This window comes from Devosia sp. FKR38, assembly GCF_005222805.1.
Classification (GTDB): domain Bacteria; phylum Pseudomonadota; class Alphaproteobacteria; order Rhizobiales; family Devosiaceae; genus Devosia.
This window is the reverse complement of sequence record NZ_STGC01000005.1, coordinates 660924-684334: the sequence shown is the minus strand read 5'-3', so window position 1 is coordinate 684334 and position 23411 is coordinate 660924. Positions and strand designations below refer to the sequence as shown.

Below are 23411 nucleotides of genomic sequence, written 5' to 3'. Positions count from 1 at the left end.
AAATTTTTTTGATATAAGCAAAGTTTTCTGTATGGTGGAAGCGAAATGTGAGGGGCTTCACAATCTGCAGAAGAGTCAATCTGCGGGTGTAGAACCTTGTTTCTCAACAGGAAACACGCTTGAGCCAGAACCCGACGACTGCCGCCACCCTTGAGGTCGCCGGCGCTGCCAGCCGCAGAACCAGACGCCGCCTTCTGGCCATCCTTGGCTTTGTGGCCACGGTTCTGCTGACCTTTCTGGGCCTGTTGGCCATCACCTTCTTCATCGGCCGGGTGATCCCGATCGATCCCGTGCTGGCCGTGGTGGGCGATCGCGCCAGCACCGAGGTCTATGAGGCGGCGCGCGTCGCCATGGGCCTCGACCAGCCGCTGCCGATCCAGTTCGTGCACTATGTGCTGAACGTCTTTTCCGGCGATCTCGGCCAGTCGGTCAGCACCGGGCGCAGCGTGGTCGAGGATCTCAGCCGCTTCTTCCCGGCAACGCTGGAAATGGCCACCATCGGCATCATCATCGGCGTGGTGCTCGGCGTGCCGCTGGGCGTGATCGCGGCCAGCCGCCAGGGCTCGATCATCGACCAGATCATCCGGGTGGTGGGCCTGTTGGGTTATTCGATGCCGGCCTTCTGGCTGGGTCTGGTCGGGCTGGCGCTGTTCTATGCGCGCCTGCGCTGGGTGGGCGGCCCGGGGCGTCTGGATATTTTCTACGATGGCCTCGTGCATCCGGTCACCGGCCTGTTGCTGGTCGACAGTCTCCTCGCCGGTGAGATCGAGATCTTCTGGAATGCCGTGACGCATCTGGTGCTGCCGGCCTCGGTGCTGGGCTTTTTCAGCCTGGCCTATATTGCCCGCATGACGCGCAGCTTCATGCTGGACCAGCTCAGCCAGGAGTTCGTCACCACCGCCCGGGTCAAGGGCGTGCCGGAGCGTCTGGTGATCTGGCGCCATGCCTTCAACCCCATCCGCGTGCCGCTGATCACGGTCATCGGCCTCAGCTATGCCGGGCTGCTCGAAGGCTCGGTGATGATCGAGACCGTGTTTTCCTGGCCCGGCATCGGCAATTATCTGACCACGGCCCTGCTCAATGCCGACATGAATGCCGTGCTGGGCTCGACGCTGGTGATCGGCGCCGTGTTCATCTTCATCAACAAGATTTCGGACGTGCTCTACCGCGTCCTCGACCCGAGGGCCCGCTGATGAGCACGCGTGACTGGTTGCTGGAAGATTCGCCGCATTCGCGGCTGCAGGCCAATGCCGGCCGGGCCTATCGGGTGTTCACCGCGCTGCTGCGCAATCCCCTGTCCGTGCTGGGCGGGCTGATTATCCTCATTCTCGTGCTCACGGCCCTATTGGCGCCGTGGCTGGCGCCCTATTCGGCCACCGGGCAGGATCTGGCCAATCGCCTGGCGCCGCCCTCGGGCGCCCATTGGATGGGCACGGATGAGCTGGGCCGCGACATCTTCTCGCGCGTTATCTGGGGCAGCCAGATCACCCTGACCATCGTGGGCCTGGTGGCGCTGATCTCGGCGCCGCTTGGCCTGCTGCTCGGCGCGGTGGCCGGCTATTTCGGCGGCTGGACCGATCGCGTGCTGATGGGCATCACCGACATTTTTCTCTCCATGCCCAAGCTGATCCTGGCGCTGGCTTTCGTCGCGGCCCTGGGGCCGGGCATCAACAATGCCATTATCGCCATCGCCATCACCTCCTGGCCGGCCTATGCCCGCATCGCCCGCGCCGAAACGCTAACTATCCGCAGCTCGGAGTTCATCGCCGCTGTGCAGATGCAGGGCGCCTCCCCGCTGCGCGTCATCGTCGGCCACGTACTGCCGCTCTGCACCTCTTCGATGATCATCCGCGTGACGCTCGACATGGCCGGGGTGATCCTCACCGCGGCGGGCCTGGGCTTCATTGGCCTGGGCGCGCAGCCGCCGCTGCCCGAGTGGGGCGCCATGATCAGCCGCGGCCGCACCTTCATCCTCGACCAATGGTGGGTGGCGACCATGCCGGGCTTTGCCATCATCATCGTGAGCCTGGGCTTCTGCTTCCTCGGCGACGGGCTGCGCGACGTGCTCGACCCCAAGAGCGAGGGCAAGTGATGGCACCGATGCTTTCCGTCAAGAACCTGCGCGTCAGCTTTCCCACCCATCGCGGGCGGGTCGAGGTGGTCAAAGGCATATCCTTCGATCTGGGCCGCGAGCGACTGGGCATTGTGGGCGAAAGCGGCTCGGGCAAGTCGATGACCGGCCGCGCCATTCTCAAGCTGATCCGCAAGCCGGGCCTGGTGACGGCCGACCGCATGGACTTCGACGGCATCGACCTGACCCAGCAGACCGAAAAGCAGATGCGGGCCATTCGCGGCGCCCGCATCTCGATGGTGATGCAGGACCCCAAGTTCTCGCTCAACCCGGTGATGACCATTGGCGCGCAGATCGCCGAGGCCGTGGTGACGCATGAAAAGCTCGGGCGCGGCGAAGTGCGCGATCGCATGCTCTCCATGCTGGAGGCCGTGCGCATCAACGACCCCAAGCGCGTGGCCGGGCTCTATCCGCACGAAGTGTCGGGCGGCATGGGCCAGCGCATCATGATCGCCATGATGCTGATCCCCGGCCCCGAGCTGCTGATCGCAGACGAGCCGACTTCGGCGCTCGACGTGAGCGTGCAGGCGCAGGTGCTCGACATCATCGACAATCTGGTGACGGCCAAGGGCATGGGGCTGATCCTGATCAGCCATGACCTGAACCTTGTCAGCCGCTATTGCGACCGCATCCTCGTCATGAATGCCGGCACGGTGGTGGAAGAATGCGCCGCCGGCCAGCTTGAGCAGGCGCAGCACCCCTATACGCGGGGGCTCCTGGCAGCCATGCCGGTGATCAATGAAACCCGCGACGAGCTGCCCGTGCTCGACCGCAGCCAATGGGCAGGCACATGAGCGCGATCCGGCTGGACAATCTCAGCATTTCCTATGGCGACACCACCGTGGTGCATGGCGTCACGCTCGACATTGCCGAAGGCGAGAGCTTTGCGCTGGTGGGCGAAAGCGGCTCGGGCAAATCGACCATCCTGCGCGCCATCGCCGGGCTGGCGCCCGAGTGGACCGGCACCATTGAACTCTTGGGCCGTGCCCGCAGCCATGGCGTCGAGCGCGCCGTCGCGGCGCAATGCCAGATGGTGTTTCAGGACCCCTATGGCTCGCTGCATCCGCGCAAGACCATTGACGCGACCCTCAGCGAACCGCTGGCCATTCACGGCATCGGCAATCGCGACAAGCGGGTCGAAGAGGTGCTGACCGCCGTCGGGCTCGACCGGCGCTTCCGCTTCCGCTTTCCGCACCAGCTCTCGGGCGGGCAGCGCCAGCGCGTCGCCATCGCCCGGGCGCTGATGCTGGAGCCCAAGGTGCTGCTGCTCGATGAGCCGACCTCGGCGCTCGACGTCAGCGTGCAGGCGGAAATCCTCAACCTCCTCAAACGCCTCCGGCGCGAACAGGGCCTCACCTATCTGGTGGTGACGCACAATCTGCCGGTGGTGAGCTTCCTCTGCGACCGGCTGGCCGTGATGCGGCATGGTCGGATCGTGGAGGTCGCCGCTGTCGACCTGCTCAAGCGCGAGGCGCTGGTTGAGCCCTATTCCCGCGAACTGCTGGCGGCGACCGAGGGTCGGGCCGGCCTGCTGGACGGCGTGGCCTAGATTGCACCCGCCCCGGCCCAACCGAGCAGTTCCCTGAAAAGCCAGCGGCACGGACTGACAGAGACAGGACAATTCCTCCCCCCTCCCGGGGAGGTCAGGTGGGGCAACCCACAGACGGACGAGACCAAGGACCAAACTATGACTGACTATTCCCAGGCCATCGCGGCGTTTGATGCCGCCATTGCCAAGGCCAAGGGCGCCGACGAAGCTTTCGCGGCGCTGCAGGCGCTGACCGAGGCCACCGTGGGCACAAAGCTGTTCACCTATATGACGGTGGACATGCAGGCCGAGGTGGCGCGCCGGGCTTATACCAGCGACCCCAAGAACTACCCGACCTCGGGCACCAAGCCGATCCGCTATGACAGCTGGTTCGACATCGTGCACAAGGAGCGCCGCTATTTCGTCGCCAATACCATTGCCGATATCGCCAAGGTTTTCCCCGACTACGAGCTGATCGACTCCCTGGGCTGCCAGAGCGTGGTCAACATGCCAGTGGTGATCGGCGGCGAGCTGGTCGGCACGGTGAACATGCTCGACGTGGACGGGTACTATACGCCCGAGCGCGTCCAGACCATCCGCGACGTTATCGCCATTCCGGCCAAACTGGCCGCTTTGGTGGCCGCACAATAGGCTGGTTCACCCTGCCCCACACACCCCAGCCCGCAGCCCCCGCTGCGGGCTTTTTGCTGGGCTAGCGGGCGAATGGCGCCATCGCCGGTTGAAAGGGGCGTCGGAGCGGGCTGCGCCCGGCAGCCCGCGTCAGGTTGCAAAGTCCAGACCTCACACGGCGCAACGCTGGAAAGCCGGCAAGTGGTTGTTCTGCGAGGCATCGCGCAGGTATTCGAGAACCACAGTGATATCGTTGAAGCCGCTGACAGCCGGCAGCAGGTTATCATCGTAGAGCGCTGCATTGGCGATTTCGGCCTGAACACCTATTGCGCAGGCAGCGCCGAGTGTCGCGGGAACGGCGGCGGCGATCTCGGCGGAACCGAGCTGCGTGTTCGCCGGAACGTCCATGCCATAGGCCGTCATGAGCGCGGCAACCTTGCTGGCATGATACTGTTCGGAACCGATGATATTGGCAAAAGGACGAACCTGACCGAAGCGTTCCAGAACGGCGCTATAGAATGCTTCGGCGTGGTATTCGTCCATTAGCGCTGAGGTCAGCGCCGCCTGCACGGTCTGCGGGAGTGCTTCGCCAGCAGACACCGTGGTGGTGCTCGCTAGCGGCGCGGCAAAGGTGGCAGCCAGAGACAAGACGATCACTGCATTGATGTGGTGGGTCACTTTTTGATCTCCTTGAAATTCCGTGCCCCGAGTCTTCGCGGCACCTGTTTATTTATAAGCATATTCGAATGTGCTTACTCTTTAATTCTTGGTAATGTGACGGGGTCTGGCGCGGGCCGGTCGGTTTCAGCGCAGTCCGGGCAGGGTCATGCCTGCGAAGGTTGTGAGCAACAGCCGGTCAGGCGGCCAAAAAGGCCGCGGTGCGCCTAGGCGGCTGGCGCGCACCCGTGGGGTGGATAGAGGCGGATTAGTCCGGGTCGGCCATGCGACGCTGCAGCACGGCGGCGAAGAAGCCGTCTGTGTCGTGCTGGGCTGGCGTCAGTGACAGGAAGTCGGGGTGGGCCGAGCCGGCAAGGTCGGGCGCAGCCTGGGGGAGCGGGATGATGTGGAAATCGGGATGGGCGGCGAGGAAGGCGGCGACCTGGTCCTCGTTTTCCTCGATCAGCAGCGAACAGGTAGCATAGACCAGGCGCCCGCCGGGGCGGACGAGGCGGGCGGCGCTGGTGAGGATTTTCGCCTGCAATGGCAACAGATTGTCGAGGCGTGAGCCGGCCATGGCGCGCCAGCGGGCGTCGGGATTGCGCCGCCAGGTGCCGGTGCCGCTGCAGGGGGCGTCGACCAGCACGCGGTCAAAGCCGGCCTTGTGGCGCTTGACCCATTTGTCGGTTTCGCTGGAGAGCAGCCGGGTCTGCACATTATGGATGCCGGCCTGGCGGAAGCGCTCGGCAGCGCGCTTGAGGCGGCCTTCCATGACGTCACAGGCGACGACATGGCCTTTGTTGGCCATCTGGGCGGCCATGGCGAGGGTCTTGCCGCCGGCGCCGGCGCAGAAATCGACCACACGATCGCCCGGATGGGCATCGACCAGCAGGGCCACCAATTGCGAGCCCTCGTCCTGAATCTCGACTTCGCCAGACTTCAGCATGGGCAGGCGCGCCAGCGACAGGCTCTCGTCGAGGCGAATGCCCTGGGGCGCCAGGGGCGTCGGCTCAGCGCGCAGGCCCATGGCCCGCAGCGCCGACAGCATGGCCGGGCGGTTGGCCTTGATGGTATTGACGCGCAGATCGCGCGGCGCGCCGGTGAGCATGGCAGCCATTTCGGGGCCGAAGGCCGTGCCGAAGCGGCGCTGCAACGGGGCCTCCGCCCAATCGGGGCATTCAACGCGCACCGGGTCTGGCATGGCGGGATGGTCGATCGGCTTGCCCTGGAGCCTTGTCAGAAGGCTGCGTTCCGGCTCGGTGAGCGCGGCGGGCTCGGCATTTCTGCCGGTGAACAGGGCCGCGACCTGGGCCGGCGTGCGACCCGTGCCCAGCACCAGCCAGACGAGCAACCGGCTGCGCGGATGATCTTCAGCGCCCTGCCCGGCCAACCACCAGCCCAGCCGCGCATGGTGGCGCAGCAGCGCATAGAAGAGTTCGATGATCTGGCCGCGGTCATCGTCGCCAATGGGGCGGCGGGCACGAAACCAAGCCGAAACAACGGCGTCGGCGGGGCCGGCGACGGTATCGGTTTCATGCAGCAGATCGAGAGTGGCTTGGAGACGGGCGGAGGGCGACACGGGAGAAAGCGGAAACGGAACAACGCGCGGCACCATAGGGGAAAGCGCGGCGGCTGACCATCCGCTCCCCCGTCTGCGGCGGAAGCGCGTGCAACTAGCTAGCGAAAGGCCTGCACCAGGGAGCGGACCAGCTCGGTTTCGAAATCGGGGTCATCCAGCAGATGCGGCTTGGCCAGGGCTGCCGAGCGGGTGGCCGCGATAACGCCACGCAGCATGGCATGGCGACCGGCTGCGGGGGGGACGCGAACACAGTCGGCAGCGCGGCTGCGCACGGCCTCAACGAACAGCTCGGTCAGGCGATCCAGCGTGTCATCCAGAAGGGCCGCAAGATCGCGCCGGCTCGCTGCTGCCAGCATCAGCGCGCGCCGCACCTTGACCCGGCCCTTGAAGGGCGTAAGGGCTGCCGCCACCAGAACGCGGGCAAAGCCTTCGACGGTCGTGATGTCCGGATCGGCGAGCCGGGCGGCGACCTGCGCTTCCTGGCGCGCCAGTTCGGACCGGATCATGGCCTCGAAGATGGCATTCTTGTCGGCAAAATAGCGATAGATCGTGCCAACCGAATAGCCGGCCCGGGCCGCAACGTGATTGGTGGTGACATGACCGTCAAGGGACTGCTCCAGAAGCTGAGCAGTAGCCTCCAGGGTGATGTCCACCGCCGAGATTGCCCGTTGCTGGCGGGGTATTTTTCGTTTCATTCCAATACCCTATGCAAAGCTCTTTCGCAGCGGCAGCTGCCTGAAACCCGAGTAGCCTAGCCCCCGGCAGCCCCCTAGAGTCAAGGGTGAGGACCACAGCCCACGAGGACACAATGCCGCTCCTGAACCCAAACCTTGCCACCGTCGCGCTTCTGGCGGGACTGGTGTTTGCCCCAGCCTTTGCCCATGCCAATGACGTCTCGACAGGCGGCGCGAGCGGGATCTTTGATGATCGCTATTGCGAAATCCTGACCGTGGAACGGCAGATGCTGGCGCTCAAGGTGACCGTCTATAACACTATCGGGCTCAATGACTGCCCGGCGGAGGCATGGAGCGCGCTCGATGCCGACGCCCTCAAGAGCGCGCTGGGGGTCACGGCGGTGCTCAAGAACGGTCCCCGGCACTGGACGATCGACGGCATCGAGGGGCGCGGCGAATCCATCGCCAGCGCGCCGACCATGTTCGGCACCATCGCAATGACGCAGCGCGCCACTTTGGAGCGCAAGCTGTTTGGCGGCATGACCGAGGAGAGCTATGCCCCGCAGGAGGTCGACCGCGACACGGTGTTTGTCTTTGCCGCCGGCAAGCCGGTGTTCGAGCTCACCGACCCGCAGGGCCATGTCTATATGATGCAGTCCTATGCCCAGATGGTCGATCCCGCGCTCAGCCTGGCGGACCTGCCGGACCTGGGCAGCCGCCTGAACCTGCCCGAGGGCTGGCGCTACTCGACCCGGATTCTCGATGCCGACTATCGACTGGAAGCCAAGGGCGTTGCTGTCGTGGTGCGGGACGAGTTGCAGAACACCTACCAGCGGCGCTAGCGCCTGTGGTCGCCAGGCCGGGTTTACCCGGCCTGGGCCATCAGGCTGGCGTTGCCGCCGGCCGCCGTGGTGTCGATGCAGACATGGCGCTCGAGCAGCAGGCGATGCGCATCGTCCGGGCTGGTCAGCAGCGGGATCAGCGCGCCGCTGCGGGCACTCAGCGCGATGCGGATGCTGCGCAGCGTGCTCTCGTCACCAAACCAGGCCACGGCATCGAAGGTGTTGGCGTGGCTAAGGGCATCGAGATCGAGTTCGGCCACGATGGCAGTATTGCCCAATGTGGAGCACATGACCGATTGCGCCAGAATATCGGCCGGGGTGGGCCCCAGGCACAGCACGGCACCGCGCGGCGCGGTGTGCAGCACATTGGTTTCGCCGGTGGGGCCGGGCAGCGGCAGCGGATCGGTGGTCACCGGCGCATGGCCGCGGGTGAAGCGCGGCAGATAGGCCGGGCCGCCCGCCTTGGGGCCCGTGCCCGACAGGCCCTCGCCACCAAAAGGCTGCGAGCCGACGACAGCGCCGATCTGGTTGCGGTTGATATAGATATTGCCGGCATGAACGGCCTGGGACACCTGACGCACACGCGAGGAAATGCGGGTGTGCATGGCAAAGGTGAGGCCGAAGCCGCTGGCATTGATGGCGGCGATGACAGCGTCGAGCTCCTGCGCCTTGAAGGTGGCCACATGCAGCACGGGGCCAAAGATCTCCTCGCTGAGATCGGCGATGGAGGTGACGCGCAGCAGCGTGGGGGCCACGAACGTGCCGTCGACGGGCGCCTTCAAGCGATGAATCAGATTCCCCTTGCGCTCGTAAGCCTCGATATGGGCAAGGATTTTTGTTCTGGCGGCAGTGTCGATGACCGGGCCGATATCGGTGGCCAGATCCCAGGGATTGCCCAGGGTGAGCTCGTTCATGGCGCCGATGAGCATCTCGAGCGTGCGCTCGGCGGCATCCTCCTGCACATAGAGCACGCGCAGGGCCGAGCAGCGCTGGCCGGCCGACTGGAACGCCGAAGCGAGGATGTCGCGCACGGCCTGTTCGGGCAGCGCGGTGGAGTCAACGATCATGGCGTTGAGGCCGCCGGTCTCGGCGATCAGCGGCGCCGTGGCGGCGAGATTGCCCGCCATGGCCTGATCGATGCGGCGGGCGGTGGGCAGCGAGCCGGTAAAGGCGACGCCGGCAATGGCAGGATGGCTGGTGAGCGCCGTGCCAACCGCGCCGGCGCCGGGCAGCAGCTGAATGGCATCGGCGGGCAGGCCCGCAGCGTGCATCAATTGCACAGCGCGGTAGGCGATGAGCGGGGTCTGTGGCGCAGGCTTGGCCAGCACGGGATTGCCCGCCACCAAGGCGGCCGCGATCTGGCCAGTGAAGATGGCCAGCGGGAAGTTCCACGGCGAAATGGCGACAAACGGCCCGCGCGGCGCGGCCAGCGGCTGGCGCTCGGCCTCATCGGCATAATAGCGCAGAAAATCGACGGCCTCGCGCACTTCGGCCACCGCATCGGACCACGACTTGCCCGCTTCGCGGGCCAGCAGGGCGAAGAACTCGGGCTGATTGGCCTCATAGAGATCGGCGGTGGCGCGCAGCAGCGCGGCACGCGCGGCGACCGGCACCTGCGACCAGGACGAGGCACTGGCAGCGGCAATGGCCTTGGCGACATCGGCCGGGGCGGCATCGAGAATGGTGCCGATGGTGTCGGACGGGTTGGCAGGATTGGTCAGCGTGGCAACACCGCCGGGCGTCCAAGCCACCGCACCCTGGGCTGAAGCGTCCGGAGTGGCGCTCGACAGAGCAACGAGCGGGCTGGCGTGCCACTGCGTGGTGGCAAAGGCGCTACGGCCTGTGTCCATGGCGCCAAAGGCCAGCGGATCGGTGAGGTCGAGGCCGGCGGAATTGCGGCGCGGGGCAAAGATGGCGCCGGGCGCTGGAATGGCCGGATTGGGCAGGCCCTGAGCCGGGTTGTCGAGCGCCATGAGCTTGGCAATGGGATCCTCGGCCACCGTGGCGGCGGGGATGTGCTCATCGGCGATCTGATAGACGAAGGAGCCATTGGCGCCGTTTTCGAGCAGGCGGCGGACCAGATAGGCCAGCAGATCCTTGTGGGCCCCGACGGGCGCATAGATGCGGGTGCGGGCGGCGTGATTGGTGCGCAGCACCTCATGCAGGCGCTCGCCCATGCCATGCAGGCGCTGGAACTCGAAGCTGTCGTTGAAGCGCCCGGCGTCAGCGGCCAGATGCAGCACGGCCGCAGCGGTGTGGGCATTGTGCGTGGCGAACTGCGGATAGATATTGCTGGCCGCAAACAGGCGGCGCGCGGCGGCGATATAGCTGACGTCGGTCGATGCCTTGCGGGTATAGACCGGGTAGCCGGGCAGGCCCATCACCTGGGCGCGCTTGACCTCGGCATCCCAATAGGCGCCCTTGACCAGGCGCACCATGATGGTGCGATCGAGCGAACGGGCCGTGGCATCGAGCCAGTCGATCAGCGGCAGCACGCGCTTGCCATAGGCCTGGACGACGACGCCGAAACCGTCCCAGCCGGCCAGCTCGGGCGTGGCCAGCACGGCCGCGATGATGTCGAGCGACAGATCGAGCCGGTCGGCCTCTTCGGCGTCGATGTTGAAGCCCATATTGGCGGCGCGGGCAGCCAGCGCCAATTTGCGCGTGGATTCAACCAGTTCAGTCAGAACCCTGTGGCGCTGGGCGACTTCGTAGCGCGGGTGCAGCGCCGAGAGCTTGACCGAAATGCCGGGATTGTCACGCACCAGCGGCGCGGTGCAATGCGGCGCGAGGCTGGCGATGGCGGCGGCATAGGCATCGAAATAGCGGGCGGCGTCCTCGCTGGTGCGGGCGGCTTCGCCCAGCATGTCATAGGAATAGCGATAGCCCAGGGCCTCGGGCTTGCGGGCGTTGGTGATGGCTTCATCGATGGTGCGGCCAAAGACGAACTGGCTGCCCAGCAGGCGCATGGCCTGGCCCACCGCGGTGCGGATGACCGGTTCGCCCAGGCGAGCGATGGCGCGGTGGAGCGCATTGCGCGGGCCGACCTCGGGGTCGCCCAGCACATCGGCGGTGAGGCTGAGGGCCCAGGACGAGAAATTGACCAGCGGGCTGCCGGAGCCGCCGAAATGGCTGGACCAATCGGCGCCGCCGACCTTGTCATGGATGAGGGCATCGACGGTCTCGGCGTCGGGCACGCGCAGCAGCGCCTCGGCCAGCGACATCAGCGCCACGCCCTCGTCGGTATCCAGGCCATATTCGGCCAGAAAGGACTCCATCAGGCCCAGGCGATTGCCCTTGCGCACGGCGGTGACCAGCGCTTCGGCATGGCCGGAGATGGCGGTGCGGGCCGAAGCGTCGAGCCCGGTGGCAGCGATGAGATCGCGCACAAGCGGGGCTTCGTCGGCCAGATTGCGGTCGCGCAGGGCCTGACGGATTTCGGTGATAAGCATGGGGACCTCTGGTGAGCGCTCGCGGCAAATGCCCTGGTTCGACCGGCGCACCAGGAGACCGGGGGAAGATATAACAGCACGCATAGGCGTTTTGCCTGATTATGTGGCGATTGGCGCGATGCTGCGTTATCGTAGCGCCCAGATGCAGGATTTTGACCCATGAAAACTGTCACTTACGAGACATTGGACCAGATCGACCGCAAGATCCTGGCCGAACTGGCGCAGGATGGGCGGATCAGCGTCGCCGAGCTGAGCCGACGGGTGAACCTATCCAAGACGCCATGCCAGGCGCGGATCACACGGCTAGAGCAGGCCGGCTATATTCTGGGCTATCGCGCGGTGCTCGACCCGAGGCGGCTGGGCCTGCCGCATGTGGCCTTTGTCGAGGTCAAGCTCAGCGACACGCGCAAGGGGGCGCTGGCGGCGTTCAACAAGGCCGTGCGGGCGATTCCGGAGGTGGAACAGGCGCATATGATCGCCTCGAGCTTTGACTATCTGCTCAAGGTGCGGACCAAGGATATTGCCGATTATCGGGAAGTGCTGGGCGAACGCATCAGCGCCCTGCCCCATGTGGCGCACACCAGCACGCATGTGTCGATGGAGGCAGTCAAAGGCGACGAGGAGTAGGAAACCTCGATGGTCCGGGCGAATAGCCCCATACCGATCAGTCGACACCCTCCCCCTTGTGGGGAGGGATCAAGGGTGGGGGGCTCCCATGCGCTGATTTCGCGCAGAGATACCCCCACCCTGTTCGATCACGGACTTAGCACGCTAAGTCCTATCTCACGTCCCTCCCCACTAGGGGGAGGGTGAGCCCGGTGGTTGTGGCAGGTGCCGGGAGAGCCCGACACCCTGCTCAGTTTACTCGGCGATCTTGGCGTCGCGGAAGTAGGGCACGTTAAGCGTCGAGCGCCAGAAGCCGGTCACCTTGGGGCTCATCATCATGTAGTTGTTGCGATGATACTGCGGCAGGATGACGTGGTCATTCATCAGAATGGCCTCGGCCTTGCGCATTTCGGCCAGCGATTCAGCCTCGTCGCCGGTGGCCTTGGCGGCCGCGATGGCGGCGTCATAGTCGGCATTGGACCAGTTGTTGAGGTTGTTCGGGCTGCCGGTGACGAAGTTGTCGAGGAAGGTCATAGGGTGCGGATAGTCAGCGCCCCAGCCCATCTGGGCGATCTGGTATTCGACCTTCTGGACTTCCGGATAGTAGACCTGCCATTCGCTGGCCTGGATCTTGACGTCGATGTTGAGGTTCTGCTTCCACATCTGCTGCATGGCTTCGAGCAGCTTCTCGATAGCCGGCGACGAATAGGTCACGAACAGCGTTTCGGGGAAGCCCTCGCCATCGGGGTAGCCGGCGGCGGCCAGGGCTGCCTTGGCGCCCTCGACGTCAGCGGTTTCGGAGAGGCCGAAGGTGTCGCGGCCGTCGGTGAATTCCTCACCATTGACCATCATGCCCGGCGGCACGACGCCCAGGGCCGGAATGTCAGCAGACTGCAGCACGAATTCGACGATCTCGGAGCGGTCGATGGCCATCGAGAGGGCCTTGCGGACGTCGAGATTGTCGAGCGGGGCCTGGTGGGGATTGAAGAAGGCATAGGTGGTGCCCAGCGCCGGCACGACCATGAAGGCATCCGATTCCACCGAGAGGCGCGGAATTTCGGGGGCCGGAACGGCTTCGATGCCGTCGACATCGCCGGCTTCCATGGCGGCCAGGGCCGTTGCCGGATCGGGGATCAGGCGGAAGGTGAGCTTGTCGAGCGAGACGGCGTCGGCGTCGTAATATTCGGGGTTCTTTTCAAAGACCACGGATTCGCCGGCGTTGAATTCGGTGACGCGGAAGGGACCGGTGCCGATGAAGGTGGCGGGGTTGCGCGTCCAGCCTTCGGGATCGGCCTCGACCACATCCTTCCGCACGGGGAAGAAGGTGGTGTAGGTCAGAAGCTGCATCATATAGGGGACGCGGGCCTTGAGCGTGAAGGTCAGCGTCTTGTCGTCGGGGGCCGAGATGGCAATGCCGGCGACATCGGCGGTGGCGTTGAAGGCTTCTTCAGCGCCCACGATGGAGAACAGCATGGCCGAGTTCATCGCGCCGGTCTTGGGATCGAGCACGCGCTTCCAGGCATAATCGAAATCGCCGGCGGTCACCGGCTTGCCGTCGCTCCACTTGGCGTCGCGCAGGTGGAACGTATAGGTCAGGCCGTCTTCGGAGACTTCCCAGCTCTCGGCCAGGGCGGGCACGATTTCGCCCTCGGCATCAAAGCGCACCAGGCCTTCAAAGGTATTGCCGATGATCGGGGCGGCAAAGGTCTCGGCCGTGGTGCCGGGATCGTATTTGGCGCTTTCATTGTTGACCACATAGGTCAGTTCGCCGGCGGCAAAAGCGCCAGCTGTCGAGGCGAGGAAGGCCGCTGTCAGCAGCGGCAGAAAATGCTTGGTCATGCGCTTCTCTCCTTGTTTGGGGAACGTGCTCGCTCCCATTCGTGTCGTCACCTCCCGGCTGGGCCGGACGGCATGTCTTTGGCCGCATCGCGGCTTTGCCCGGACCGGCCGGGCGGCGCGACGGGCGGATCGGAGACCGATCCGGTAGGCTGGCAGCCTAGGCTGCCAATTCAGTGCCCGCATAGTGGCAGGCGGCCAGATGCCCGCCGCCAATGTCGCGCAGGGTGGGTTCGCTGCTGGCGCAGAGTTCGGTGGCCATGGGGCAGCGGGTGCGGAAGCGGCAGCCACTGGGCACGGCCATGGCGCTGGGGATCTCGCCGCGCACCGGATCGGCGGGGCGGGTCGCGGTCGGATCGGGCACCGGAATGGAGGCCAGCAGCGCGCGCGTGTAGGGGTGGCTGGGCCGGGCATAGAGATCGGTATTGGAGGCCAGCTCGACGATCTTGCCGAGATACATCACCCCGATGCGATCGGAGATATGGCGGACCATGCTGAGATCATGGGTGATGAACAGATAGGTCAGCCCCAACTGGTCCTGCAGATCCTCAAGCATGTTGACGACCTGGGCCTGGACAGAGACGTCGAGGGCCGAAATGGGCTCGTCGCAGATCACCAGATCGGGCTCAAGCGCGATGGCGCGGGCAATGCCGATGCGTTGGCGCTGGCCGCCGGAGAATTCGTGGGCAAAGCGGTTGGCGTGGTCGGCATGCAGGCCCACCCGCGCCAGCAGCTCATGTACCTTGGCGGTGCGGCTTTCCGGCGTGCCGATGCGGGCAATCTCAAGCGGCTCGGCGATGAGATCGCGCACCGTCATGCGGCCATTGAGGGACGCGTAGGGGTCCTGAAAGATCATCTGGACGCGGCGCCGGAAGGGCACCAGGTCGCGCTCGGAGAGATGGGCGACGTCCTGCCCGTCAAAGACCATGGAGCCCGTGGTGGGCTCATAGAGGCGGATGAGCGTGCGGGCGAGCGTGGACTTGCCACAGCCAGATTCGCCGACAAGGCCGAGCGTCTCGCCGCGGCGAATGTCGAGATCGACGCCATCGACGGCGCGCAGGACTGGTTTGGGACCAAACAGCTTGCGGCCGACGGTGAAGTGTTTCTTCAGGTCGCGGATGGAAACGAGGGGTTGTTCGGTCATGCGGCCACCTCGTTGATGCCGGCGATGCGGGGCGCGTCCGGGTGATGCAGCCAGCAGCGGGCGCCCTGGCTGTGCCCGAAGATCGGGGGCAGTTCGGCTGCGCATTGGCGCATGGCGTGGGGGCAGCGGGCCGTGAAGGGACAGCCGGCGGGCGGATGGGCCATGTCAGGCGGCGAGCCCGGAATGGGCGTCAGCCGGCGATGGGTATCGTCGCGCAGATCGGGCACCGAGGCCAGGAGGCCCCGCGTATAGGGGTGCATGGGGTGGGCGAAGAGCTCGCGCACCGGGCCGGTTTCCATCACCAGGCCACCATACATGACGACGATGCGGTCGGTGACTTCGGCGATGACGCCGAGGTCATGGGTGATCAGGATCACGGCCATGCCCAGGCGCGCCTGGAGATCGCGCAATAGGCCCAGGATCTGGCGCTGGATGGTGACGTCGAGCGCGGTGGTGGGCTCATCGGCAATCAGCAGCCTGGGGTCACAGGCCAGGGCAATGGCGATCATGACGCGCTGGCGCATGCCGCCGGAGAACTCGTGCGGATAGGATTTGAGGCGATCGGCGGCCGACGGGATGCGCACCAGCTCGAACAGCTCGATGGCGCGGGCACGGGCCTCGGCACGGGTCGCCTTGCGGTGGCGCAGAATGGTCTCGATGACCTGCTCGCCCACCGACAGGGTGGGATTAAGGCTGGTCATGGGATCCTGAAAGATCATGCCGATCTTGTTGCCGCGGATGTCGCTGAGATCGGCCTCGTCGAGAGCGAGCAGGTCCTGGCCATCGAAATTGGCCGAACCGGCCTTGATGCGGCCGGTGGCTTTGAGCAGGCGCAGCACGGACATGCAGGTGATGGATTTGCCTGAGCCCGATTCCCCGACGATGCCGAGGATTTCGCCGGGATGGACGTCAAAGCTGACGCCCCGCACAGCCTGCACTTCGCCGCGCTGGGAGAAGAAGCTGGTGGTGAGGTCGCGGACCGACAGGACGGGCGTACCCGAGGTGGACTGGGTCATTTGCGGAACCTCGGATCAAGCGCATCGCGCAGGCCGTCGCCCAGGAAGTTGAAGGCGAACATGGTCAGCGAAATGGCGGCGGCCGGGAAGAAGAGCTGGTGCGGATAGGCGCGCATGGTTTCCACGGCCTCCGAGGTCAGCGTGCCCCAGGAGGCCAGTGGCGGCGTGACGCCCAGGCCAATGAAGCTCATGAAGCTCTCGATGAAGATGGCTGAGGGGATCAACATGGTCAGGGTGACGATGATGGGGCCGATGGAATTGGGCAGCAGATGGCGGGTGAGGATGCGGCCGGTGCCGGCGCCCATGGTCTTGGCGGCGGCAACATAGTCCTGGCTCTTGAGGCTGAGGATCTGGCCGCGCACGATGCGGGCCATATCGACCCAGAACACCGAGCCAATGGCGATGATGATGGAATAGAGCCCACTGTCGAACACCACCATCAGCAGCACGACATAAAGCGTCAGCGGAACGGTGGAGATGATCTCGACGATGCGCATCATGATCGCATCGGTGCGGCCGCCGATATAGCCGGCGAGGCCACCATAGAAGATGCCGATGAAAAAGTTCACCAGCGTGGCGACAAAGGCGACGGTGAGCGAGATGCGCGCGCCAAAGAGCTGGCGCACCAGGACGTCGCGGCCGAGTTGGTCGGTGCCGAACAGATAGGTGCGGTTCCAGCTCCAGCCCGAGGGCGATATGGTCGCGCCATCGGCGGTGAGTAGCCGGGCGGGCAGCGTCTTGTAGTCGAGCGTGACGGTGGTGGCGCCAAAGGTGAAAGGCTGCACCTTCTTGAGCATGTCCTTGCGGCCACCGCGCAGCAGGCCGAGCACATGACCCTCCGCATCGACCTCATAGAGGTTGAAGTTGGAGGCATTGAGGAAGAAGCGGGTGGTGCCCCCCTGCCCGTCGTCGACGGCATAGGTCTCGAAGGCCGGCGGGATATTGGCCAGCTTGAGGTTCTGGTCGGCATAGCTATAGGGGCTGAACCAGGGGCCAAAGATGGCGCCAAGGATGAGCAGGATGATAAAGCCCAGCGCCACGATGGCCGGCTTATTGGCCCAGAGGCGCCGGCGCGCATCCTGCCAATAGGTCAGGCTTGGCCGGCTGGTGGCGGGGGCGGAATCGGCGGGGTGCAGCGGCGCCCACATCTCGGGCGCAATGGTGCGGGGATCGGTCATGCCTTCGCCCCGCTCAGCTTGATGCGTGGATCGAGCACGGCATAGAGCAGGTCAACGATCAGGATCATCACCATGAGTGCGGCGGCATAGAAAATGGTGATCCCCATGATGGCGGTATAGTCGCGATTGGTGATGGAGAGCACGAACTGACGACCTATGCCGGGCAGCGCGAAAATCTGCTCGATGACAAAGCTGCCGGTGATGAGATTGGCGACCACCGGACCCAGCACGGTGACGACCGGAACGAGCGAATTGCGCAGGCCATGCTTGAACAGGATCTGGCCGGGGCGCAGGCCCTTGGCGCGCGCGGTGGTCATATAGTCCTGCTCGAAGGTTTCCAGAAGCGAGGAGCGCGTGAGGCGCGCGACGAAGGAGACCCAAAAGCCCGAGAGGGCAAAGACCGGCAGGATATAGCCGCGCCAGTCATCGAGCCCGAACGTAGGCACCCAGCCCAGGCGCAGGGCAAAGACATAGAGCAGCACGGTGGCGATGACATAGCTGGGGATGGCGACGCCGATGGTGGCCAGCATCATCACGGCCGTGTCGGGCCAGCGGTTGCGGTTGAGCGCGGCGACGATGCCCATGGGAATGCCCAAAGCGACCACGCAGATCACCGCCAGGAGACCTGTCTGCAGCGTCACCGGCAGGCCGGTGGCGATCATGGTATTGATCGAGACGCCGGGATATTTGAACGAGGGGCCGAGATCGAAGGTCAGCACGCCCTTGAGATAGCTCAGATATTGCAGCCAGATGGGCTGATCGAGCCCGTATTTGGCATTGAGCGCGGCGGCGATTTCCGGCGCCAGCATGCGCTCGGACACAAAGGGTCCGCCGGGCACGGCGTGCATGAGGAAAAAGGTGAGCGTGACAATGGCCCACAGCGTCAGCAGCATCATGCCCAGGCGCTGGAGAATATAGCTGGGCACGTCAGCGCCTCACGATAGTGAGTGGGGCGGGACGGACGATGGGCGGACACAGAGCTGACATAATTTATATGACAGCACTAAAAAAATTTTACTGCAAGAGGCCGCGGTGGATTTGCCTGTTGAGACTTGCGGCAGGGGGCGGGCTCGCTGGGACAGCAGGCAGGGACCGGAGCCCCTGCCCGGTCGCTAGAGCGTAAAGTGGTTGCGCAGGATGAGGAAAACGGCGGTGGCCGGGATGATGAGATCGGCGGCGCGGGCCACGACCTCATCGGGATAGGCGCCCTCGACATCGAGCGCATTGATGGTGCCGAGCAGCTGGTTGCCGGCCATGATCGGTACGCTGATCGAGGCATTGCAGCCCAGGGTGCGGATCAGGTCGAGATCGGGGAAATTGCCTTCCATGCCAGCGGCCGTGTTGATGACCGTGGTGCGCCGGTCGGTACGCATGGCCTCGAACCAGTCATCGAGCACGATGGGCTTGGTGCCCAGCAGCGGATAGACCTCGGGATGGCTGGAATAGACGCGGCGGACATGGCCGGCGTCCATGTTGATGGCGGTGAGCGTGAACAGGCGCGCGCCGATGACAGCGTCGGCGAGGGCATGAAGTGCTGCGCCAGTGTCGGCGGGATCGGCATAGCGGGCCAGGGCTTCCTCGAAGGTGCGGAAGGCCTGGGCAGTTGGGGTCGTCGTCATCCGTGGGATAGCTTTCGCGGTTCTGCATTGTCCTGCACCAGGATTGGCATATCGCGGGAGATGATACGATCGCGTCCGGTGGTCTTGGCCATGTAGAGGCGGCGATCGGCCATTTGCAACAGCAGACCCGAGGGGACATCACCCTTGCCGATGGCCAGGCCGATGCTGACGGTCACCGAAAGGCCCTCGGCAATCTGGGACCAGTCGGCATTGGCAATGGCGACGCGGACGCCCTCGCAGAGCGCGGCTGCGGTGGCCTCGGCGACATCGGGGAAAATGAGTGCGAATTCCTCGCCGCCCAGGCGGGCCGCGTGACCAAGCGGGCCGATCTGATCGACCAGGATGCGAGCAACACGCTGCAGGACCGCGTCGCCGATAATGTGCGAGTGGCGGTCGTTGACGGATTTGAACCGGTCGATATCGAGCATGCCGATGGCGATGGGCGAGCCGGCCAGGCGGTTCAGGATCTGGTCGAAGCTGCGGCGATTGGCAATGCCGGTGAGCGGATCACACATGACCTGCTCGGCGAGCATGGAAGCCTCGTCACGCAGACGATCGGTCTCGGAGCGGATCTCCTCAACGCGGGCGCGACGGCGGGCGGTTTCACCAGCCTGTCGGACATAAAGGTTGTGGTAGCGCTTGTGCATGGCAAAGGCCGCGCGGACATCGCCCTGGGCCTCAAGGATTTCCACCAGCTTGGCAGCCGAGTTGATCTGATGGTCGAGCATGCCGCAGCCTTCGGCCAGTGCTAGCGCTTCGGCAGCGGCGAGACGGGCGTCATCCTTACGGCCGCAGCGCAGCAGGACATCGCTCAGGGTATATAGAAAATGGATGCGCAGCCCCATGCCGGGCAGTTCGGGCAGCTCGGAGAGGCGATCCATAAGCTCGACGGCCAGATCGTGCCGCCCCTGCAGGGACAGCAGTTCGGCGCTGTTGCTCAGGGCGGTGCGCAGAGTCCAATCGTCGCCGACGCGATCGGCGAGATCGACAGCCAGCGCGCTCAATTCGGTGGCGGTGCGGTTCTCCTGCACGGCGCGCTCCGGCTCGAGCAACGCGGTGGCTTCCTCTGCCAGTTTGGCGTGGCAGAAGCCGATATTGAGCAGGTAATAGGCCTGTGCGGCATGGTTCTGCTGGCGTGCGGCGATGACCATGGCCCGTTCGATGAGTTCAAGACCCAGCTGCGCCTCGTGGCAGACGGCCAGCACAATGCCCTTGGCATTGAGGGCGAAGGCATGGACGGATTCAAACTCGGTGCCGAGCGCCAGGGTCAGCCCCTGGTCTGCGGCGGCATAGGCTTCGTCGCTGAAGCCGATCTCGACAAACAGAATGGCTTCGATGGCCAGGGCCCGGGCCTTTTCGGCCATGTTTCCCACCTTGCCCCAATGCCACTTGGCACCCATGGCGTATTCAAGCCCCTGCTCGACTTCGCCTAGGCGGTAGCTGCTCCAGGCCATTTCATTGAGGCAGGCCGCCATCAGGCCGAGATCCTGATCGGCCAGCGCACGACTGTAGACGGTCCGGAAGGATTCGATGGCCTCGGTGCAGCGCCCCGTCTGCAGCAAACGGGTGCCGAGCATGAAGGTGTCATCGAAGGCAATGCCGGAAATGGACACTGTGCGCTCTCGGGTTGGTCGAGCTCACACTAGCCGGGAGCTGTAGCTAAACTCCTAAGCCATCGCGCGAATTTAAGTAAAATTGTTTAGATGCCGCGTTCAGCCGCTGGAAAGAGCTGCCAGCGGCGGGGCCGGAAGCTAATGGCGCCGCTCTGGTTGAAGGGTTGATCGAAGGGGACATCGATCTCCACCAGCTGGCCGACACCGAGGTCAAGCTCGACCCGGCGGGTGCCACCGACACGGCGGCTGGCGACGATGGCACCGTTGAGCCCGGTGCCGGGGTCGACCAGATCGACGTCATGGGGACGGAAAAACAGACGCGCCGGGCCGGCCGACAGGGGCCCCGCCGCCTGGCCGAGCGACAGGCTACCGAAGCGGATGTCGCCATCGTTCAAGTTGACGGGCAAATGGCTGGATTCGCCAATGAAGCCAAAGACAAAGGGCGAACTGGGCTGGTCGTAAATGGTGTCGGGCGTGCCGACCTGCTCCACCTTGCCCTGGCTCATGACACAGAGGCGGTCGGACAGCTCCAGCGCTTCTTCCTGGTCGTGGGTGACAAAGACGGTGGTGTGGCCGGTGCGGTCATGGATTTCGCGCAGCCATTTGCGCAGCTCGCGGCGCACCTGCGCATCCAGCGCGCCGAAGGGCTCATCGAGCAGCAGGACGGCCGGCTCGATCGCCAAGGCCCGCGCAAGGGCGACGCGCTGGCGCTGACCGCCCGAGAGCTGATTGGGGTAGCGCTTCTCAAGCCCCGACAGCTGCACCAGATCGAGAAGTTCCATGGCACGGCGGCGGATTTCATTGGCCGGCGGACGGGTCGAGCGCGGACGGACCTTGAGGCCGAACGAGACGTTTTCCAGGATCGTCATGTGGCGGAACAGGGCATAGTGTTGGAACACAAAGCCGATGTTGCGCTGCTGCACGGTCCATTCGGAGGCATCGGTATCGCCGAAATAGATGCGGCCGGTGGTGGGCATTTCCAGCCCGGCGATCAGGCGCAGCAGCGTGGTCTTGCCCGAGCCCGAAGGCCCGAGCAGGGCGATCAGCTCGCCGGAATGGATGTCGAGCGAGACATCATGCAGCGCCGGGAAACGGTCGAATTCCTTGCGCACATTGGTGACACGAACGTCCATTCGCTCAATCCTGTCAGTTGTCGCCCAGGGGCGCATCAGTGGTTGCCGGCGGCAATTTCAGCGCTGAAGCGCCATTCGAGAGCGCTCTTGAGCACCAGTGTCACAAGGGCCAGCAAGGCCAGCAGCGACGCCAGGGCGAAGGCGGCCGTGGCGTTGTACTCATTGTAGAGCATTTCCACCTGCAGCGGGATGGTGGTGGTCTGGCCGCGGATCTTGCCCGAGACCACGGCCACGGCGCCGAACTCGCCCATGGCGCGGGCGTTGCACAGCAGCACGCCATAGAGCAGGCCCCATTTGATATTGGGCAGGGTGACCAGGAAGAAGGTCTGCCAGCCATTGGCGCCCAGCGACAGGGCCGCCTCTTCATCGCCGGTGCCCTGGTCCTGCATCAGCGGGATGAGTTCGCGGGCGACGAAGGGAAAGGTGACAAAGATGGTAGCCAGCACGATGCCCGGCAGGGCGAACAGCACTTCGATGCCATAGCTCTTGAGGACCGGTCCCAACACGCTGCCCGCACCAAAGAGCAGTACATAGACCAGGCCGGAGATCACCGGCGAAACCGAAAAGGGTAGATCGATCAAGGTGATGAGGAAGGCCTTTCCCTTGAATTCGAACTTGGCGATGGCCCAGGAGGCAGCGACGCCAAACACCAGGTTGAGCGGCACGGCGATGGCCGCGACCAAGAGGGTCAGCCGAATGGCTGACTGGGCGTCGGGCTCGAGCAGCGCGGCGAAATAGGCGCCGGGCCCCTTGATCAGGGCTTCGTGGAACACGGCATAGAGCGGCAGCAGCAGGATGACGCCCATGAACAGCAGCGACAGCGCGATCAACAGGCCCTGAACCAGCGGGGTCTCGCTGGTGGGCGAGGTCTTGCGGCTGCGGCGGGCGGTGAGCTTAGTTGCCATAGCCATATCTCCGTCGGCTCCAGGCCTGAATGAGGTTGATGGCAAACAGCAGCGCAAACGAGATCAGCAGCATGACCGTGGCAATCACGGTGGCGCCGACATAGTTGAACTCCTGCAGGCGGATATAGATCAGCAGCGGCGCGATTTCCGAGACGAAGGGGATGTTGCCGGCGATGAAGATGATCGAGCCATATTCGCCAACGCCACGGGCAAAGGCCAGGGCGAAGCCGGTGAGGATGGCCGGCGTGAGGCTGGGCAGCAGCACGCGCGTGATGGTCTGAAAGCGCGTGGCGCCCAGGGTGGCGCTGGCCTCTTCAACCTCGTGGCTGACCTCTTCGAGAATGGGCTGAATGGTGCGCACGACAAAGGGCAGGCCGATGAAGATCATGGCGATGACGATGCCGGCCGGGGTATAGGCGATGCGCCAGCCAAGCGGCGCAAAGAGCGCGCCAATGGTGCCATTGGGGGCATAAATGGCGGTGAGCGCGATGCCGGCGACGGCGGTGGGAAGCGCGAAAGGCAGGTCGATCACCGCGTCGAAGATGCGGCGGCCCGGGAAGCGATAGCGCACCAGCACCCAAGCGATCAGCGTGCCGAAAACGACATTGACGGCTGCCGCGATCAGAGCGGTGACGAAGCTGACCCTGAGCGCGCCGAGCACGCGCGCATCACTGGCGGCGATCCAGAAGCTGGCCGGACCCAGCCCGGCTGAGCGAAAGGCCAGGGCCAGCAGCGGCACCAGGATGATCAGCGAGAAATAGGTGAGCGTGAAGCCCATGGTGAGGCCGAAGCCAGGAATGACACTGGGACGGGTCCAGCGCCAGGCGGAGCGTGTCGCGGAGGCGGCGGCGCTCAAGCGAAAGCCCAC

The 23411-nt window shown here is 64.9% G+C and carries 21 protein-coding genes; 7 read left to right on the top strand and 14 right to left on the bottom strand.

What is annotated here, in order from left to right; translation table 11 throughout:
• Positions 1-194 precede the first annotated feature (194 nt).
• From E8M79_RS08360 to E8M79_RS08340, 5 genes are all read left to right on the top strand, one after another.
• Positions 195-1193 (top strand): ABC transporter permease, encoded by a 999-nt coding sequence (locus tag E8M79_RS08360; RefSeq protein WP_248305049.1) that lies wholly within the window; start codon positions 195-197, stop codon positions 1191-1193.
• Entirely contained in the window at positions 1193-2092 is a 900-nt protein-coding gene (locus E8M79_RS08355; RefSeq protein ID WP_171015789.1) for an ABC transporter permease, read from the top strand. Before E8M79_RS08360 ends, E8M79_RS08355 begins: the two co-directional genes overlap by 1 nt.
• Entirely contained in the window at positions 2092-2925 is an 834-nt protein-coding gene (locus E8M79_RS08350) for an ABC transporter ATP-binding protein (RefSeq protein WP_171015788.1), read from the top strand. The genes E8M79_RS08355 and E8M79_RS08350 overlap by 1 nt, the downstream gene beginning before the upstream one ends.
• Entirely contained in the window at positions 2922-3680 is a 759-nt protein-coding gene (locus tag E8M79_RS08345) for an ABC transporter ATP-binding protein (RefSeq protein WP_137151472.1), read from the top strand. Before E8M79_RS08350 ends, E8M79_RS08345 begins: the two co-directional genes overlap by 4 nt.
• A gap of 138 nt (positions 3681-3818) precedes the next feature.
• Positions 3819-4310, top strand: coding sequence for a GAF domain-containing protein (locus tag E8M79_RS08340; RefSeq protein ID WP_137151471.1), 492 nt, complete (start codon positions 3819-3821; stop codon positions 4308-4310).
• 150 nt (positions 4311-4460) lie between these two features.
• On the opposite strand, the gene E8M79_RS08335 is transcribed toward E8M79_RS08340, so the two are convergent.
• From E8M79_RS08335 to E8M79_RS08325, 3 genes are all read right to left on the bottom strand, one after another.
• Complete coding sequence (locus E8M79_RS08335) at positions 4461-4967, bottom strand: DUF2202 domain-containing protein (protein ID WP_205747892.1); 507 nt, start codon at positions 4965-4967, stop codon at positions 4461-4463.
• Between the two features lie 247 nt (positions 4968-5214).
• Positions 5215-6525: an RsmB/NOP family class I SAM-dependent RNA methyltransferase gene (locus tag E8M79_RS08330; protein WP_137151470.1), complete on the bottom strand. Its 1311-nt coding sequence runs from the start codon at positions 6523-6525 to the stop codon at positions 5215-5217.
• A 98-nt stretch (positions 6526-6623) separates the two neighbouring features.
• On the bottom strand, positions 6624-7220 hold the full coding sequence (locus E8M79_RS08325; protein ID WP_137151469.1) for a TetR/AcrR family transcriptional regulator: 597 nt from the start codon (positions 7218-7220) through the stop codon (positions 6624-6626).
• A gap of 113 nt (positions 7221-7333) precedes the next feature.
• Here E8M79_RS08325 and E8M79_RS08320 point away from each other — a divergent pair, with 113 nt between their 5' ends.
• Positions 7334-8041, top strand: a complete 708-nt coding sequence (locus E8M79_RS08320) for a hypothetical protein (protein ID WP_137151468.1) — start codon at positions 7334-7336, stop codon at positions 8039-8041.
• Positions 8042-8064: 23 nt separating this feature from the next.
• Here E8M79_RS08320 and putA read toward each other — a convergent pair whose 3' ends face one another.
• Positions 8065-11493, bottom strand: coding sequence for a bifunctional proline dehydrogenase/L-glutamate gamma-semialdehyde dehydrogenase PutA (gene putA, locus E8M79_RS08315; protein WP_137151467.1), 3429 nt, complete (start codon positions 11491-11493; stop codon positions 8065-8067).
• A gap of 159 nt (positions 11494-11652) precedes the next feature.
• On the opposite strand from putA, the gene E8M79_RS08310 reads away from it, so the two are divergent.
• Positions 11653-12120 (top strand): Lrp/AsnC ligand binding domain-containing protein, encoded by a 468-nt coding sequence (locus tag E8M79_RS08310; protein WP_137151466.1) that lies wholly within the window; start codon positions 11653-11655, stop codon positions 12118-12120.
• A 234-nt stretch (positions 12121-12354) separates the two neighbouring features.
• On the opposite strand, the gene E8M79_RS08305 is transcribed toward E8M79_RS08310, so the two are convergent.
• The 10 genes from E8M79_RS08305 to cysT form a co-directional block, all read right to left on the bottom strand.
• Positions 12355-13938: a peptide ABC transporter substrate-binding protein gene (locus E8M79_RS08305; protein ID WP_171015787.1), complete on the bottom strand. Its 1584-nt coding sequence runs from the start codon at positions 13936-13938 to the stop codon at positions 12355-12357.
• Between the two features lie 157 nt (positions 13939-14095).
• A complete protein-coding gene (locus E8M79_RS08300) occupies positions 14096-15079 on the bottom strand; it encodes an ABC transporter ATP-binding protein (RefSeq protein WP_137151464.1) in 984 nt (327 codons plus the stop codon).
• Positions 15076-16095 carry an ABC transporter ATP-binding protein gene (locus tag E8M79_RS08295; protein WP_137151463.1) on the bottom strand — a complete coding sequence of 340 codons (1020 nt, stop codon included), beginning with the start codon at positions 16093-16095 and terminating at the stop codon, positions 15076-15078. The genes E8M79_RS08300 and E8M79_RS08295 overlap by 4 nt, the downstream gene beginning before the upstream one ends.
• Positions 16092-17273 carry an ABC transporter permease gene (locus E8M79_RS08290; protein ID WP_205747890.1) on the bottom strand — a complete coding sequence of 394 codons (1182 nt, stop codon included), beginning with the start codon at positions 17271-17273 and terminating at the stop codon, positions 16092-16094. Before E8M79_RS08290 ends, E8M79_RS08295 begins: the two co-directional genes overlap by 4 nt.
• The gene (locus E8M79_RS08285) at positions 17270-18199 is read right to left on the bottom strand and encodes an ABC transporter permease (RefSeq protein WP_137151462.1); all 930 of its coding nucleotides are present in this window, start codon (positions 18197-18199) and stop codon (positions 17270-17272) included. Before E8M79_RS08285 ends, E8M79_RS08290 begins: the two co-directional genes overlap by 4 nt.
• A gap of 186 nt (positions 18200-18385) precedes the next feature.
• Entirely contained in the window at positions 18386-18892 is a 507-nt protein-coding gene (locus E8M79_RS08280) for a GAF domain-containing protein (RefSeq protein WP_137151461.1), read from the bottom strand.
• A complete protein-coding gene (locus E8M79_RS08275; RefSeq protein ID WP_137151460.1) occupies positions 18889-20505 on the bottom strand; it encodes a GGDEF domain-containing protein in 1617 nt (538 codons plus the stop codon). The genes E8M79_RS08280 and E8M79_RS08275 overlap by 4 nt, the downstream gene beginning before the upstream one ends.
• An 86-nt stretch (positions 20506-20591) precedes the next feature.
• Positions 20592-21638: a sulfate/molybdate ABC transporter ATP-binding protein gene (locus tag E8M79_RS08270; RefSeq protein WP_137151459.1), complete on the bottom strand. Its 1047-nt coding sequence runs from the start codon at positions 21636-21638 to the stop codon at positions 20592-20594.
• A gap of 35 nt (positions 21639-21673) precedes the next feature.
• Entirely contained in the window at positions 21674-22549 is an 876-nt protein-coding gene (cysW, locus tag E8M79_RS08265; RefSeq protein ID WP_137151458.1) for a sulfate ABC transporter permease subunit CysW, read from the bottom strand.
• Complete coding sequence (cysT, locus tag E8M79_RS08260) at positions 22533-23399, bottom strand: sulfate ABC transporter permease subunit CysT (RefSeq protein ID WP_137151457.1); 867 nt, start codon at positions 23397-23399, stop codon at positions 22533-22535. The genes cysW and cysT overlap by 17 nt, the downstream gene beginning before the upstream one ends.
• Positions 23400-23411 lie beyond the last annotated feature (12 nt).